The following is a 13,739-nucleotide window of genomic DNA, read 5'->3' on the forward strand; positions in this document are numbered from 1 at the left end:
CCAGAAGTTTATATGGGCTGAAGTGGTAATAGGAGTCTGGTCAATATCTCTTTATCGGCAGAAAAGGTCGTATCACTTAAATAGATTTCAATATTAGGTTGATCTGCAGGCGTTCTCCCACTGGTAGGGAGCCATTCCCAGTACAACTTGTTCCATGCATCATTCATTGTGTCGTATGAGCCGTGGTGGGTGTACATGGCGAATTCGCCGCCGGGGACAAAGATCTCTCTCGCAATACCGGCAGAGTCTATTTCATCAGAAATACTCACAGCAGCGTCATAACGTAGCTGATTCTCCGGAGTGGCCGAGGAGTCGTGGCGTAACCCTAAAAATATTGAATGCTGTGACAACAGATCATTTTTGGCAATCCACAAAGAAAGCTGACTCCACGCTAGCGGTGCAGATGTGGCATATGGGCCAATTTCTCGAACGGCTGCTACACGGATGTCGGGTAGCGTATCAATAACAACTTCCATTGCAGAATGCTCCTTGTATTGAGCTTACTTGTATAGTGAAATGGCATAGAACAGCAACCCGTGAGTCTACGTATTAAAAAAGTACACTGAGAGGGTGTACTAAGCTCCGAACTGGGAGCATTTGCTTCGTTTCGGGCAGCGCATTGGCATTGTTGAAGATGAAAGATTGTCCATATTGGGGTAAAAAAGTCACAAAAAGCCCTCAACGCCTGAGAATTAACAGTTTTCGGGGCATTCCGTATTGACAAACTGACTAAGCTTTGCGATTGCTCTTTGCTGGCGCGAGCGCCTGATTAAAAATTATCAGATCACACTGGTCTGTTAAACTCATACATTATGTAATGGAGAACTTCATGACAAAAGCTGAATTTGTAGAAAAGCTTTTCACTAAAGCTAACCTTGCTTCTAAATCTCAGGCTGAAACTGTACTCGAATCCACCATCGAAACTATCACTGAAGCACTTATGGACGGCGAGTCTGTAGTATTCACCGGTTTTGGTAGCTTCAAAGTTGTTGAGCGCGCAGCACGTAAAGGCCGCAACCCTCGCACAGGTGAAGAAATCGAAATTGCAGCAACTAAAGTTGTTAAGTTTACTCCAGGTAAAACTCTCAAAGAAGTTGTAAAATAATTTTTTGAAACTTACCTGACGCATTCAGGCTTTTGCCTGTTGCACTATTCCGGATTGAAATACAACTACACAATGCTATGCGTGGAAAATTGAGTGAACGTGTGACTTGTTCCATGATCCCGATTTTCGCGGCAACGCAGCAATGAGTCATTTCTTTAATCTGGAGCACTGATGATATCTCAGTGCATAATTCAAGCATCTATTGCTTTGAATATAAAAATCCCGGTCTGACATATGTCAGACCGGGATTTCTTTTTAGTGAGTTGGAAGCGCGTTTGTTAAAAGGGTTCGTATTGTACCAGCGTAATGCAAATGTCCATCACGTTTGTTAACGTTGGTCCGGTCTGCAAGAGATCTCCTGTGCCTTTGAGATAGTTGTAAGAGTCGTTATCTGCCAGATAGACCTGTGGGTCTATGCGGCACTCTTTCGCACGTACAAGAGAATCTGGAAGGGCAAAACCACCTGCTGCATCGGTCGGACCATCAGATCCGTCTGTGCCTGCGCATAGCATTGCAATATTAGGACACCCATCAAGAGCAACCGCTGCTGCCAGCGCCATTTCCTGATTTCTTCCCCCAACTCCTTTCCCTGTGAGCGTAACGGTTGTTTCGCCACCGGAAAGTAAGCAGAGTTTTTCTGTTTTCGACTTAGCAGCATCCTGAGCCTGCTTAGCTATATCTTCTGCTACAGTGCGCGCTTCACCATTCATTGTTGAAGTAACAATTTGTGGAGTAAAGCCGAGCTCTTCGGCCTTTTCAGCAGCAGCCTGTAATGCTTGTTCGTTTGTTGCTACAAGTAGGTTTTGTACAGAATCAAATGATGGATCACCTGTTTTCGGTGTTTCGTAGATGGTTCCATCTACGCCTTTTTGCATGTGTGCCAAGATGTTGACAGGTATTTTTTCAATCAATTTGTAGCGTTCAAGAATGTCCATGCAGTCTTTAAATGTAGAGTTATCCGGCGACGTAGGGCCGGATGCTATTACGTCTAAATTGTCCCCCACAACATCTGAAATAATCAATGCTGCAAGTGGGGCAGGGTATGCGGCGCGGGCAAGATTGCCACTGCCGAATATGGACATGTGTTTACGAATTGCGTTTATTTCATTGATGTTAGCGCCACATTCCAGAAGTAACTGTGTCGCCTGCTTGCCTTCATCTAAAGAGATACCGTCCACCAACGCAGGTGTCAGGGCACTTGCTCCGCCAGTAATACAGCAGAGTACAAGATCTTTTTTTCCAGCTTTAGCAGCAAGATCAAGAATAGCGTGTGCGCCGAGTTCTCCGTTTGCATCTGGAACAGGGTGTGCTCCTTCAACAGTGCGGATAATATGAAGCGGTACGGTATGGTCGTATTTTACGCAAATAACACCGTCTGTAATTCTGTCACCGAGTATTTCTTCCAGCTTGGCTGCCATAGGGGCTGCACCCTTACCGGCACCGACAACATATATTTTGTCAAAGGTATTAAGGTAGTAGGTTACGTCGTCAATAAGCAGGGTATCCCCATCAAGGGATACAAATCTACTGACGGCTTTATCTGGCGCAACCGCAGTGAGCGCAGCGCCGAGTATTTGGTGTAACATGTCTTTTGGATGTGCGTTCATAGTAGATTTTCTCTGGGAATAATCGGTTGACGAAACGTGCTGCGATTACCAGAAAAGGAGAACTTCTCCAGCATAAACAGCAAGAAAGATCCGAACTTTACACGCAAAAAGAATTGTTATTTGTAGAAGCTGATAGTCGCGGAAGATTTCAGCTTTCTGTGCCCCCTCCCCTTAGTGTAATAGATTTTGGTTGGTCGTGTCACCGCAATCATTCGGCAACATCGGAGAGTTCCTGCGCTGTGTCTGGTGCGTAGTGTGCTCATACAGCGCGGCCGATACGAAAGTACGCCGCCATCCCTACGCGGGATAGCGGCGTACAAAACTATTCTATAAAGCAGATTCTACAGATTCAGCCTTTTGCTCTTCAGCAAACATTGCTGCGTTGTAAGAAGAGCGGACAAGAGGGGCACTGAACATATGTTTGATGCCCTTACTCTTTCCGTATTCTGCGTATTCTTCAAATACATCAGGGTGCACGTAGCGTTTTACTTCAGGATGCAGACGGGAAGGGCGCATGTACTGGCCAATGGTCACGATATCACAGTTAATTGCTGCGAGATCATCAATTACCCCACGTACCTCTTCGTCTGTTTCACCAAGTCCCACCATAAGGCCGGATTTGGAGCGGCAACCCGCTTCCTTAACGCGCCGAAGCAACGTTAAGCTTTGCTCGTAATCTGCCTGAGGGCGGATTTCGTCGTAATACATCGGCGGCGTCTCCACGTTGTGGTTAATGATGTCCGGCTGGGCATCAATAACTATCTGGAGTGAAGCCTTACTACCTTGAAAGTCAGGGATAAGTACTTCGATACTACAGTCTGAGACAGCTTCACGGACCGCACGGATTGTTTTTGCAAAGTGCTCTGAACCCCCGTCAGATAAATCATCACGGGTTACAGAAGTGATCACCACATGCTTCAGGCCAAGGCGTTTTGCGGCCTCAGCCACGCGCGATGGTTCATCAGTATCAAGCATTTCAACTGGATCATTACTGATATTACAAAATGCACAGTTACGGGTGCACGTGTTGCCCATAATCAAAAAAGTAGCTGTATGCGATGTAAAGCACTCGAACATGTTCGGGCATTTTGCACTTTGGCATACTGTATTAAGATTAAGGTCTTTTACCAGTTCAGTTGTTGCAGCATATGTCTTGTTGCAAGGTATTTTAACCCTGAGCCAAGGTGGAATCCGCAAATACGGTTCTGAACGCTTCTGTGAGCACATGTTTTACTTCCTGCATGTCTATGTCATTGCGGCCAAGTTCTTTTTCGAGCGAAGTAGGCTCTGCATCTGAAAGACCGCAAAGAGTGATTAAAGAAAATAAATCGACGTCGGTTAAAACGTTGAATGCAAGTCCGTGGTAGCTTGTCCATTTACGCATGGCGATGCCAATGGAACAAATCTTTCTGTTCCCAATCCATACACCGGGCCTGCCTTCCTGCCTGGTTGTATCCAATCCATAATGAGAACATGTTTGTATTACGACCTCTTCAAGGTCTGTAAAAAGTCCGCGCATTCCACCCGGTTTTTTGGCAACGCGAAAGATTGGATACGCGACCAACTGACCGGGGAAATGGCAAGTAATATTGCCACCTCTTGAAGAGTGGACAAGTTCGATGTTCTGTTGTTGTAGAAACTCATCGCTGACATGCAGATTCTCTCTGCCACCGTTGCGACCAAGTGTGATTACCGGCGGATGTTCAAGGAGGAACAGCGTTTCTTCTGCCCCTTCAACAACTTCTGCCAGAGTTTCTTTTTGAATCTTTTCAGCCTCAGCATAGGAAATGAGTCCCAAATCAACAACACGCATCGTATTTTCCTATAATCTACCTATCGGCGACTCGGGAATACTTCCAAAGCACCGGATTTAGCATCTACTCGTGGTTTGTCCTGCCATTCGACATTAACAAGGCTGCCGCTTTCGAAATTCTCAGCTTCGTGCAGTAAAGCAATACCTTTATTAGAACAGGCATAACGAGCTTTCTGCTGTCTGCCCGGAATAATTACCGGATCGGACAGTACACGTACGTTTTCCGCGTATTCAGGGTCAGCTTTAGTAGCGAGTAGGAAGCTGAGGCTAACATTCTTGCGGTTCATACGGGCACGCTGAGTAAGGTCGCGCAGCCACTTCGGCGCATGGTCTGCTGTCATGTTGAAATGACACCAGCTTGTTGCGCTACGGTCGAGCATTGGACATTCAACGTCATGAGGGCATGGAGCCAGCGGTCGGTAGCCTTCTTCAAGAAGACCTTCACGGGTAAGCCCGATAATTTTACCGCCAAGGCGTGTGCCCGGTTCAACGAATAAGACAGAGCCGTCTTCTTTGCAGGCGCTTGCCATGTTGTGAGCAAGGTCGAAGAAGCGGTCTTCCATTGTTTGACCACGGTTTGCGGAAAGCTCGTTAAGAACGTTTGCGCCTGTAACTAAGGCCATTCTGCCGTGGTTATGACGCAGGCTTTTTTCGAGAGTTTCGCGAACCAGTTTGATCTTCCAAGGGCCTTGCCCCGGTTCAACACCTGCCATTACTTCAAAGATTCTACGACCATGCTCCATAGGCTTTTTAGCCACGTCGGTGCAGATGAACGTAAGATCTTTGTTACGTAAGTCAGGACGGCTGAGCCACAATGCTTGCACGAAGGTAAGCGGACCGGAGCCTAAGTCTAATATTGTATCGCCGTTTTTCAGTGGAATGTGCAACTGCGGCAAAAGCCATGACAGTCTGTACAAGTTCCAAGGAAGGAAAAAGCGAATGTACGCAGAAAGTGTACGCGGGGTAGACCAGTAGTTGGCTCGCATACCACCACGTTCGTTTGTAAGCGTGCGTGAAAGATCTGCCACAGCATAAGGGAGATCGCGCTTGTGCGCTGCCTTAATAGGCAGGGCTTTATTTAAAACTTTTTCGTAACCTTCTAAGGTGTCACGAATTTTTGCTGTTGGGAATAAAAGAACTGTGCTCATATAAATGTAAAGCGCATGTGGCGCATAAATGTTTGCGTGAAGTCGGGGTCTGCGGTGAGATCAACGGCTTCACAGTTTGCGGTCAGGCTTTCTGCCATGCTGCGTAGGGTGGGGTCAATAAGCATCAGTTCAGCTCCCTGCAGGGAGGTGTTGTTTACAGCTTCCACTCTGGAGCCCATTCCAGCCGGAATGAATCCTAATCCTTCAAGATCCTGCACTGCGGCATGCTCTCCGAGAGCACCGGCAAGATAAATATTTTTCAATTGCGTTGCAGAAATATCAGCGGTTTCCAAAATGCGGGTAAAGGCAAACGTGAACGCTGCTTTAACCTTGAGGAACTCTTCAATATCTTCTGCAGAAAGGAACATGTTGTCAGGCAGTGCTAAATGCTGGATGCCGTGACGAATCTCCAGACGTTCAGCCAGACGTTCACCCAATCCTTGAGTTTGCTTGTCTATGAACAGTCCGTCGTTGGAAATAAAATTGATTTTTCGTAATGCGTGAATCAGTGCAAGGTACCCTGTTCCGCTAATGCCGTCTGCGTAGGTTGCATCCAAAACAGACGGAACAAGACCGGTAGGGGTTAACTTGTATGATGTCGCAATACCTTTTGCCGCTGTTGCACCATAATGCAAACCAACGCCTTCCAATGCAGGCCCGAGCGCTACACTGGTTGCAAGGTAGTTGTCAGGGCTGAGGGCGAGAATGAATTCGCCGTTAGTACCCATGTCTGCAAGGATGAACGGGTATTCCGGATCTTTTTTCAAAACCGCAACTAGCCCTGCGGTCAAGTCTCCGCCTACAAACGGCGCAGCAAGTGGCGCAATGTATGCTGGAGGTAAATCACCAATCTTTTCTATACTGCCGCCCTTATATGTAAGGTTGTAAGGCGCGGTGGCAAGGCAAGATGTATCAAGCCCGAGAAGTAGGTAGGTCATTGCAGGGTTTGCTGCAACAGCAATAGACTCAACAGTTCCGAAGGAATCTTGTGTAAGTTCTGTAATAAGTTCTGCAATTCTGCTGACAACAAGGTCTTGTAAAATTTCTTTGCCGGATTCTGTAGCGGCAAAACTGAGACGCGACATGATTTCAGAACCTGCGCCCATCTGCGGGTTAGGTTCAGAGCCGAAAGCAATGCGTTTTTCACCATCAAGCAGTGACCAGTGCATACTGGTAGTACCAAGGTCTACAGCAAGGTGTAATGCTTTGCTGCTTGATTCTGCAATTTCGACATGTCTAACGTAGGTATTCTCCGGTATTTCAATGATCATACCGTCTTCTGGTTCATGCCTGCATGCCAGACGCCAGCCCGCGTCAATAGCATGTTCTTTAAAGATGAGTGTGTCAGGTCCAACAGGTAAAGGGGCATTTTCCACGAAGCGTACTCTGCATTTTCCGCACTGACCCAATCCTGAGCAGAGGGGTGGGGCAAGGACAAGTCCGCTGGTAAAAATAACCTGAGCCAAAGTACGAGGCTCTGCCTGAGAAACGTGAAGGGACTTTTTCCGACCGGTGTAATCAATGATGGTAATCTGCATAGTAAAAAGACCATGCCACAAAACATGTCAGGTTGAAAGCGGGACTCTTCTTACGCTTAATCTTGAAGGTTGAGAATCTGCATGAAAGCAGGTAAGTTGCCCTAGTTTCAATAAAGTATAGAGTGGGGTGTATTGTCCTCAGCCTAACGTTTATGAAAAGAGGTGGAAATGGATCTGCTTGTATTAGGATTCTGCGGTCTAATTTTTGTCTGTTTGGCTGCAGGATGCAATTTTTTTGCTACAGCCAAAATGAAAGATAAGATTTATGCTTCAAAGAAAGCGCGGCGTTCGTTACATGGTGAAGTTACTGAGTTGCAGGCAGCGCTTATTTCCAAGCGTGAAGAGAAGAAGATTGTAATCAATAAATTGCGCATGGCGAGAGCCGAAAGTAGCTCGCAAAAGGAGGTGGGAATGGATGAAAGTCCCAGTACCCCCAGCGGAGCACACGGAACGTTCGAGCAAGAACTGGTAAGTCAAAAAATAATCACTGAACGTGATCTGGACAGGGTCAAAAAATATCGCAGGTCAACTTCCTGTCCCTATGGGGTTGCAGAAACTATTGTTATGCTCGGCTATGCAAGTCAGCATGATGTAGACTTTGTAAAAGCAAAATATCCTCAATAAAATAGCATGTTAGTGTGCTTTATGGAGATAGATATGTCTGCTTATTATGCATCGATATGGGCTGCTGCACTCTACAATGAGTTTGGGCTAGGTATTGGCATTAATAGTGCATAAAATCTAACCAGACACATGTTGTGTCAAAAAATTCCTACCTGATTGCGTGCCACGTGCTTTGCGCTGGTTATGAATACAGGTTTTCGGAGATACAGGACGTATGAATAAGATTTTAGCACAAGACGAAGTAGATGCTCTGCTGCGGGGATTATCCGGCGGCGAAATCGAAAGTGAATCGGATATTCCGGAAGATGAAACTGGTATTGTGGCATTTGACCTTGCCAATCAGGACAGGATCATCCGTGGCCGTATGCCAGTTCTTGAGATTGTAAACGACCGCTTTTCACGTCTGTGCACTAACGCACTTTCAAACGCTGTTCGTAAGCGTGTTGAATTGAACCCTATTTCGATTGATATGACGAAATTCGGCGATTTTATGCGTTCCTTGCCTGTTCCGACAAGTATCAATATTTTCAAAATGGAACCGCTACGTGGTAACGCCATAGTGGTTGTCGACTCCCGACTTGTATTTGCGCTGGTAGAAAATTTTTTCGGCGGTGCGGGTAGTCAGCCAAAAATTGAAGGTCGTGAATTTACACGCATTGAGCAAGCCATTGTTGACCGCGTTATAAAAATTGCGCTGGATAACATGGAAGAAAGCTGGCGTCCTGTTCACGAAGTTAATCTGGAGCTTGTACGCTCTGAGATTAACCCTCAGTTTGCGGCAATTGTACCACCAAGTGACGTAGTAGTTGTCATTACCTTTGAGGTTGAGCTGGAAAGCGCTATCGGATCGATGATTATGTGTTTACCATACGCAACCATTGAACCAATTCGTTCCAAGTTGCATGCAAGTTTCCAGACAGAACGTCTGGAAGTTGACCATGCATGGGTTTCCCGCCTTAAAGAACGCTTGCTTGAGACTCCTGTTGACATGAAAATTCGCTTCGGTGAATCAAAAATAACAGGTAACCAGCTACTTCGCCTTAAAATCGGCGATGTCCTTCTATTGGACACAGACACAGACGACCTGCTTGAAGCCACGATTGCTGGCGTCAAAAAATTTCAGGGAATTTGTGGCACGGTAAAATCAAATAAAGCGTTCCAAATCGTCAAAGAAGAAGAGCCAAGCTACACGTAGCTAGTAATTATCATTAAAAATGTAATAGCTACAACGCATCAACAACCGTACAGTAATTCCATACTGTGCAGAGGGCACGGTGCGCGTATCTTGGACAAATGGTTATGCGTGTTCAACTGAAGGCCGGATTTATCCGGCCTTCTCGTTTGTCTAAGGACTAGAAATAAGGACGCGTGTTAAGAAAAGGGGGATGCCTGAAAGTGCAGGCAGGATGGGGGCGTCGCGTGTTTTAGTAGAAGACTTTATGCATGGACAGTCCACACGCAGGTGCCGTAGCAGGTGCTGCAGTTCTGTCTTTTGCTGCTAGAATTTCCGGTATGGATTCCGGCGCAATTTTATGCATTCCGCAAGCAACGATGGTTCCCATAAGATTGCGAACCATTTGTTTTAAAAATCCGGAAGCTTCAAATGTCCAGACAAGCTCTTCCGGTAAATTATCATGTTGTGCGTAATCCGGACACGAATGGGTGATGCTGGTAATGTTGCGGACAGTGTTTGTAATATCTGATCCGGCATTCTGGTAGGTCGCGAAATCGTGCTCACCTAATAAACAGGTTGCAGCAGCTTCCATAGCAGGAATATCCAGCGGGCCTATCTTCCATGCAAATGGATAACGGGCAGGCAGGATGTAATGTTTATTAAGCCACAGGGTATAGGTGTAGCTTTTAGCTGTAACATCGTAACGGGCGTGAAAATCGTCATCCACGATGGCTACGCTCGTTACAGCAATATCGTGTGGCAATTTTGTTGTAAAAATCTTTTGCCAGTTAACTTTTGCCCATTTTTCCGGCAGATCAAAATGCGCGACTTGAGCGTCCGCGTGAACGCCGGAATCAGTACGACCGCTGCCATGCACTCTAACAAGAGTGCCGGTGACAGCGGTCAGAATTTTTTCAATTTCGCCTTGAATAGTCGGCTGCGGATGTTCAACCCTGGCAGGTTGAATTTGCCATCCCACGTAGTGGGTACCGATATAGGCGACAGTAATTTTTATGCGAGGCATTCTCTACTCAAATGGTAACTGCATATTTGTCAGTGCTTCGGAAAGACGTGCAGCCTTGTCCGCTCTAACAAATGTCAGGATTTCACCTGCTTTTCGTCCGCGCATGCCAGCCAAAATTTTAACAGAAATTTGTTCATCGAGGGATTCAAGAACCTGTGCAGCTTGTTTTCCTTTCATGTTGGAATACACATCTACAAGGTGCTTCATCTTTTTGTCCTGAGTCTCTTTTGCGTTTTTAAGCATAGACTGAAGGCGCTTTTCAAGTGCTTGCAATTTAACAAGTTTTCCATCGATGGTTGCCTGAAGTCTTGAAAGTTCCTGTTCACGTCTGTTCAGCTCAACCTGTTTGGTTTTGAGCAGGTCGCGTGTCATGGAATCTAATTCAGCTTTGGGCTTTGGAGCAGGTTTTTTAGGGGCTTCTTTTTCTTCTGCATGCGCTTTGCTGGTAGTAAGCGTTGCCGGAGAAGTTGGCAAGCTCTGTTTGACCTGTGCAAAGCGTTCTTCAAGCGTGAGCGAAGCTTTTTCTGCCACGGTTGCTACAGTTGTTGTAGTACTTGTTGGCAAAATAGAAGCAATCTGTGTGTCAGCATCGAAAACAATAGAGCCTACGAGAATGAGCTTGAACAGAATTGCGCAACCAAGAAGCTTGCAGATTTTAGAAAGCTTGAGCTTTGAACCTAAGGGTTGCTGTTTCGTCGAGCTGGTGTTGTTCTTTGTTCTTTTCTTCATGTGCGTGCCGCTTTGCTTGATTTTCTTTAAGTTTTTCCAGTAGCTTCTTTTCCTGAGCTTTCTCAGTCAAATCTTGCCGTGCAGAATGCAGTTCCTGTGCAATAGTAAGCAGACGATGTTCAGCAGTGCTAATATCTTGACGCAAACCTTGCAGGAAATTGCGAATAATCCATGTTTGAGCAGGGTCCGAAGTTGTGCTCATGAGCGTCAGATTGTCGGCAAGCGAATCCCGCAATCCGTCAACACGTCGTACTTGTTTTTCGTACTTGCGTTGCGCTTCTGAAAGCACAAGCTTAGCCTGATCTTCCAGCTGCGTTCGGTATTCGAGCACCTGCTGCAACTTGAATTTGAATGGTGCCATAACCCCTTCCTAGTAGTGTCAACCGAATGACATGTTACCTAGATGTATACTGGTTATAGCATGTTCCGTGCCGAAGTGGCCGGAATGATGGATGTTGGAAAGAATTGATAGAAAGAAATGACAATTACATGAGATAGGCAAGCATGGCAGTAAGTTCACCGCCGACAACAGCAGCGCCAAGGAAATCGCCGTTTATGCCGCCTTGTACTTTTGCCAGTCGTAGAAATGACCACAGCAGGAAAGCGCAGAGCAGAGCTGTATACACGGTTGGAAGAAAGCCGCAAAGAAAGAAGCCTGTAACAACTGTGAGTGCTGTCTGTACCATTATGGTAGAGCGGGTAGCGCCCTGAAGGAAAAGCCGTCCTTGTGTGGAGGCTTCTGGTGCATCACCTAATCCACCTAAAACAACAGCTGCTACGCGTCCTGCTATAGGCGCAAAAATAAGTACCTGCCAGCTTCCGAGCAGAAACAACTCGTGAGCAAGCAGGGTTTGTCCGAGAATTCCGATGACCATAGCTATAGCGCCAAAGGCACCGACTCTGCTGTCTTTGACGATCTGCCAGAATCGCTCACCTTGAGCACAGCTCCCCCATCCATCCCCAGATGTCGGCCCACCCGTCCCAATGAAGAGCTCGTGTTACCCATATGGATAGAAACACCCAAAGCCATGCTTGAACCCAAGGATGTTGAGAAAAGGCACCGAGTGCGAATGGCAGGGTGATGAGTGCCCCGACAGTAAGTCCGACAGCATAAAATTGACGCATGGTAGCGGCAATCTCTTCATTTGAGTACATGCGTGCGCAACCGAGGCGCGTCATAAAACTGAGCGCCGTCATATATTCAGTCCAGAATCGAGTCAGCATTATTACATCTCAGGCGGATCAGAGAGAGCTATCTTAATGAGTTCGCCAAGCTGAAGGTTGATGAACTGCGCTGCTGAGCACATATTACAAGCAATTTCTATATATCCCTGACTACCGCAGATTACACCAATTTGATTCTCTGTCAGATCAGCATAGGCGGAGATGAATCTGAGCGGGCGAGTTGTCTGTGTGTACAGAGTAAGTTCCCCACCGTTCGCAATTCGTTGACGCCATTCTTCGCTTGGTAGGCCTAGGATAATGTTGCCGAAATGATCTATATGCAGCACATGCGTTTCAATTACATTGTCATGCTCTTTTGCCACATACTCCGGCAGAGTGACAATAGTGTCTGTGAGATGATGCCCGTAGCGTTTCATGTACGGAGTAAGAATAGAATCAGTCTTCGTAGGTTGTGGCGGGAATGTTTCCAGCCTGCAATCCTGCGTAGAATTTTTACTGAACGGCGTAGGACTAGTGCACTCCACATAAGATGGAATTTGCTCAATATGCAAAGCAAGGTCGGCTGCCAGCGGAGAGAACAACGTTCTACCGTGAAAAGTACAAGAAGGGGATGTATGCTCAAGGGGGAGATGGTGCTGCATGATGCGGTAAATAGGTGCATCAGGAAAACGAGCGTGAAGGAATGATAAGCAACCATTGTCAGGAGCGAGAACGGCTTTGTTGTCTAATACCATGCACAAGATATCGCGGGTAGTTCCTACGCCCGGATCAACAACGCAAATGGTGACAGAGTGAGGCGGTAGATGCTCAATAGTTGAGTCTAGAAAGTATCCTGCCTGCGCTATATTAAAGGGCGCAATGTCGTGTGTAATGTCGATAATTTGATGCTGCGGTGCAAGGGTGCTGAGCACTCCTTTCATCTGCGCAACGTAAGGATCTGTACTACCAAAGTCTGTGAGTAGAAAAAAGCTAAGAGACATGTTTTTCCTCCAGAAAGTAGAAAACTAGACCCCATCATAACGTTTTTACCCCGTACACAACAGTATACGGGGTAAAAAAGGAAAAAAATTTTCGACCGGTAAGCGAGCGCTGTAATCTAATACGTTTCCAAATGTACTATTTAGTATTCGGATGAGTGATATTGAATGAGAGTGCGTACAAATGGTGGAAAAAGTCTACGTATTCAACATTTACATGGTCAGGCACGGTAATGCGAGACGGAGCAAAGTTAAGAATACCATTAATGCCTGCTTCCACAAGGTGGTTGGCAGCACGCTGAGCGCGTTCCGGCGGAGTGGTTATGATACCAATTTCGGCGCCGTTATCGCCAATCATTTCGCGTAAACGTTTAGTACAAACAACTTCTAGGCCTGATACTTCTTCACCAATTTTGAATGGGTCGCAATCAAATGCGCCAACAATATTAAAACCGCGAAGACGGAACTCTTTGTGATTTAAAAGAGCTTTACCAAGGTTACCTACGCCAACGAGAACGGTTCGCCATTCTCTATCAACACCAAGAGCGCTAGTGATAGAAGCGATGAGATTCTTGACGTAGTAACCAACACCACGCACACCGAATTCGCCAAAGTAAGCAAGATCTTTACGTATCTGTGAAGCGTTAACATTGCACGCTTTTGCAAGCGGCTCTGAGGAAATAACTTCAGTACCTTCGCGCTGAAGATTTTCCAACACTTGAACATATACGGCCAGACGTTGAATGGTCGCTCTTGGGATATGTTCACTTTTTTGTTGAGGCATGAACGCTCCAAATTTGTGAAATAATTCTCAT

General features: G+C 46.3%; 16 protein-coding genes. 3 read left to right on the forward strand and 13 right to left on the reverse strand.

The genetic code is table 11. The features are described from left to right. Positions 1-8: 8 nt before the first annotated feature. Positions 9-476 carry a GyrI-like domain-containing protein gene (locus tag MKHDV_RS04760; protein WP_160712776.1) on the reverse strand — a complete coding sequence of 156 codons (468 nt, stop codon included), beginning with the start codon at positions 474-476 and terminating at the stop codon, positions 9-11. A 353-nt stretch (positions 477-829) separates the two neighbouring features. Here MKHDV_RS04760 and MKHDV_RS04765 point away from each other — a divergent pair, with 353 nt between their 5' ends. Next, positions 830-1,105 carry an HU family DNA-binding protein gene (locus MKHDV_RS04765; protein ID WP_160712778.1) on the forward strand — a complete coding sequence of 92 codons (276 nt, stop codon included), beginning with the start codon at positions 830-832 and terminating at the stop codon, positions 1,103-1,105. 278 nt (positions 1,106-1,383) lie between these two features. Here the strand turns inward: MKHDV_RS04765 and MKHDV_RS04770 are convergent, their stop codons facing one another. The 5 genes from MKHDV_RS04770 to MKHDV_RS04790 all read right to left on the reverse strand — a co-directional run bounded on the left by MKHDV_RS04770 (position 1,384) and on the right by MKHDV_RS04790 (position 7,211). After that, a complete protein-coding gene (locus MKHDV_RS04770) occupies positions 1,384-2,712 on the reverse strand; it encodes a glycerate kinase (protein WP_160712780.1) in 1,329 nt (442 codons plus the stop codon). A 327-nt stretch (positions 2,713-3,039) separates the two neighbouring features. Further along, positions 3,040-3,939: a lipoyl synthase gene (lipA, locus tag MKHDV_RS04775; RefSeq protein ID WP_160712782.1), complete on the reverse strand. Its 900-nt coding sequence runs from the start codon at positions 3,937-3,939 to the stop codon at positions 3,040-3,042. Then, positions 3,881-4,525: a lipoyl(octanoyl) transferase LipB gene (gene lipB, locus MKHDV_RS04780; protein ID WP_160712784.1), complete on the reverse strand. Its 645-nt coding sequence runs from the start codon at positions 4,523-4,525 to the stop codon at positions 3,881-3,883. The genes lipA and lipB overlap by 59 nt, the downstream gene beginning before the upstream one ends. A gap of 20 nt (positions 4,526-4,545) precedes the next feature. Beyond that, positions 4,546-5,673 carry a small ribosomal subunit Rsm22 family protein gene (locus MKHDV_RS04785; RefSeq protein WP_160712786.1) on the reverse strand — a complete coding sequence of 376 codons (1,128 nt, stop codon included), beginning with the start codon at positions 5,671-5,673 and terminating at the stop codon, positions 4,546-4,548. Beyond that, positions 5,670-7,211, reverse strand: coding sequence for an ASKHA domain-containing protein (locus tag MKHDV_RS04790; RefSeq protein ID WP_160712788.1), 1,542 nt, complete (start codon positions 7,209-7,211; stop codon positions 5,670-5,672). Before MKHDV_RS04790 ends, MKHDV_RS04785 begins: the two co-directional genes overlap by 4 nt. Positions 7,212-7,373: 162 nt before the next feature. Here MKHDV_RS04790 and MKHDV_RS04795 point away from each other — a divergent pair, with 162 nt between their 5' ends. Both MKHDV_RS04795 and fliM read left to right on the forward strand, forming a co-directional pair. Beyond that, positions 7,374-7,835, forward strand: coding sequence for a hypothetical protein (locus tag MKHDV_RS04795; protein ID WP_216846854.1), 462 nt, complete (start codon positions 7,374-7,376; stop codon positions 7,833-7,835). A gap of 214 nt (positions 7,836-8,049) precedes the next feature. Then, entirely contained in the window at positions 8,050-9,030 is a 981-nt protein-coding gene (fliM, locus tag MKHDV_RS04800) for a flagellar motor switch protein FliM (RefSeq protein WP_160712792.1), read from the forward strand. Between the two features lie 229 nt (positions 9,031-9,259). Here fliM and truA read toward each other — a convergent pair whose 3' ends face one another. The 7 genes from truA to MKHDV_RS04835 form a co-directional block, all read right to left on the reverse strand. Continuing rightward, complete coding sequence (gene truA, locus MKHDV_RS04805; protein WP_160712794.1) at positions 9,260-10,033, reverse strand: tRNA pseudouridine(38-40) synthase TruA; 774 nt, start codon at positions 10,031-10,033, stop codon at positions 9,260-9,262. A 3-nt stretch (positions 10,034-10,036) separates the two neighbouring features. Continuing rightward, positions 10,037-10,762, reverse strand: coding sequence for a MotE family protein (locus tag MKHDV_RS04810; RefSeq protein ID WP_160712796.1), 726 nt, complete (start codon positions 10,760-10,762; stop codon positions 10,037-10,039). Beyond that, a complete protein-coding gene (gene fliJ / locus MKHDV_RS04815) occupies positions 10,689-11,123 on the reverse strand; it encodes a flagellar export protein FliJ (protein WP_160712798.1) in 435 nt (144 codons plus the stop codon). The genes MKHDV_RS04810 and fliJ overlap by 74 nt, the downstream gene beginning before the upstream one ends. A 124-nt stretch (positions 11,124-11,247) precedes the next feature. After that, a complete protein-coding gene (locus MKHDV_RS04820; protein ID WP_160712860.1) occupies positions 11,248-11,748 on the reverse strand; it encodes an adenosylcobinamide-GDP ribazoletransferase in 501 nt (166 codons plus the stop codon). Next, complete coding sequence (locus tag MKHDV_RS04825) at positions 11,693-11,986, reverse strand: adenosylcobinamide-GDP ribazoletransferase (protein WP_160712800.1); 294 nt, start codon at positions 11,984-11,986, stop codon at positions 11,693-11,695. The genes MKHDV_RS04820 and MKHDV_RS04825 overlap by 56 nt, the downstream gene beginning before the upstream one ends. Before the next feature lie 2 nt (positions 11,987-11,988). After that, positions 11,989-12,927 carry an S-adenosyl-l-methionine hydroxide adenosyltransferase family protein gene (locus tag MKHDV_RS04830; protein WP_160712802.1) on the reverse strand — a complete coding sequence of 313 codons (939 nt, stop codon included), beginning with the start codon at positions 12,925-12,927 and terminating at the stop codon, positions 11,989-11,991. 136 nt (positions 12,928-13,063) lie between these two features. Next, positions 13,064-13,708, reverse strand: coding sequence for a redox-sensing transcriptional repressor Rex (locus MKHDV_RS04835; protein WP_066855414.1), 645 nt, complete (start codon positions 13,706-13,708; stop codon positions 13,064-13,066). Positions 13,709-13,739: the final 31 nt, after the last annotated feature.

The organism is Halodesulfovibrio sp. MK-HDV (assembly GCF_009914765.1).
GTDB lineage: Bacteria > Desulfobacterota > Desulfovibrionia > Desulfovibrionales > Desulfovibrionaceae > Halodesulfovibrio.

Bases quoted from the DNA above. Each gene is read 5' to 3' on its own strand.
- MKHDV_RS04760 (WP_160712776.1), bottom strand. From the start codon at position 476: ATGGAAGTTGTTATTGATACGCTACCCGACATCCGTGTAGCAGCCGTT.
- MKHDV_RS04765 (WP_160712778.1), top strand. From the start codon at position 830: ATGACAAAAGCTGAATTTGTAGAAAAGCTTTTCACTAAAGCTAACCTT.
- MKHDV_RS04770 (WP_160712780.1), bottom strand. From the start codon at position 2,712: ATGAACGCACATCCAAAAGACATGTTACACCAAATACTCGGCGCTGCG.
- lipA (WP_160712782.1), bottom strand. From the start codon at position 3,939: ATGTGCTCACAGAAGCGTTCAGAACCGTATTTGCGGATTCCACCTTGG.
- lipB (WP_160712784.1), bottom strand. From the start codon at position 4,525: ATGCGTGTTGTTGATTTGGGACTCATTTCCTATGCTGAGGCTGAAAAG.
- MKHDV_RS04785 (WP_160712786.1), bottom strand. From the start codon at position 5,673: ATGAGCACAGTTCTTTTATTCCCAACAGCAAAAATTCGTGACACCTTA.
- MKHDV_RS04790 (WP_160712788.1), bottom strand. From the start codon at position 7,211: ATGCAGATTACCATCATTGATTACACCGGTCGGAAAAAGTCCCTTCAC.
- fliM (WP_160712792.1), top strand. From the start codon at position 8,050: ATGAATAAGATTTTAGCACAAGACGAAGTAGATGCTCTGCTGCGGGGA.
- truA (WP_160712794.1), bottom strand. From the start codon at position 10,033: ATGCCTCGCATAAAAATTACTGTCGCCTATATCGGTACCCACTACGTG.
- MKHDV_RS04810 (WP_160712796.1), bottom strand. From the start codon at position 10,762: ATGAAGAAAAGAACAAAGAACAACACCAGCTCGACGAAACAGCAACCC.
- fliJ (WP_160712798.1), bottom strand. From the start codon at position 11,123: ATGGCACCATTCAAATTCAAGTTGCAGCAGGTGCTCGAATACCGAACG.
- MKHDV_RS04825 (WP_160712800.1), bottom strand. From the start codon at position 11,986: ATGCTGACTCGATTCTGGACTGAATATATGACGGCGCTCAGTTTTATG.
- MKHDV_RS04830 (WP_160712802.1), bottom strand. From the start codon at position 12,927: ATGTCTCTTAGCTTTTTTCTACTCACAGACTTTGGTAGTACAGATCCT.
- MKHDV_RS04835 (WP_066855414.1), bottom strand. From the start codon at position 13,708: ATGCCTCAACAAAAAAGTGAACATATCCCAAGAGCGACCATTCAACGT.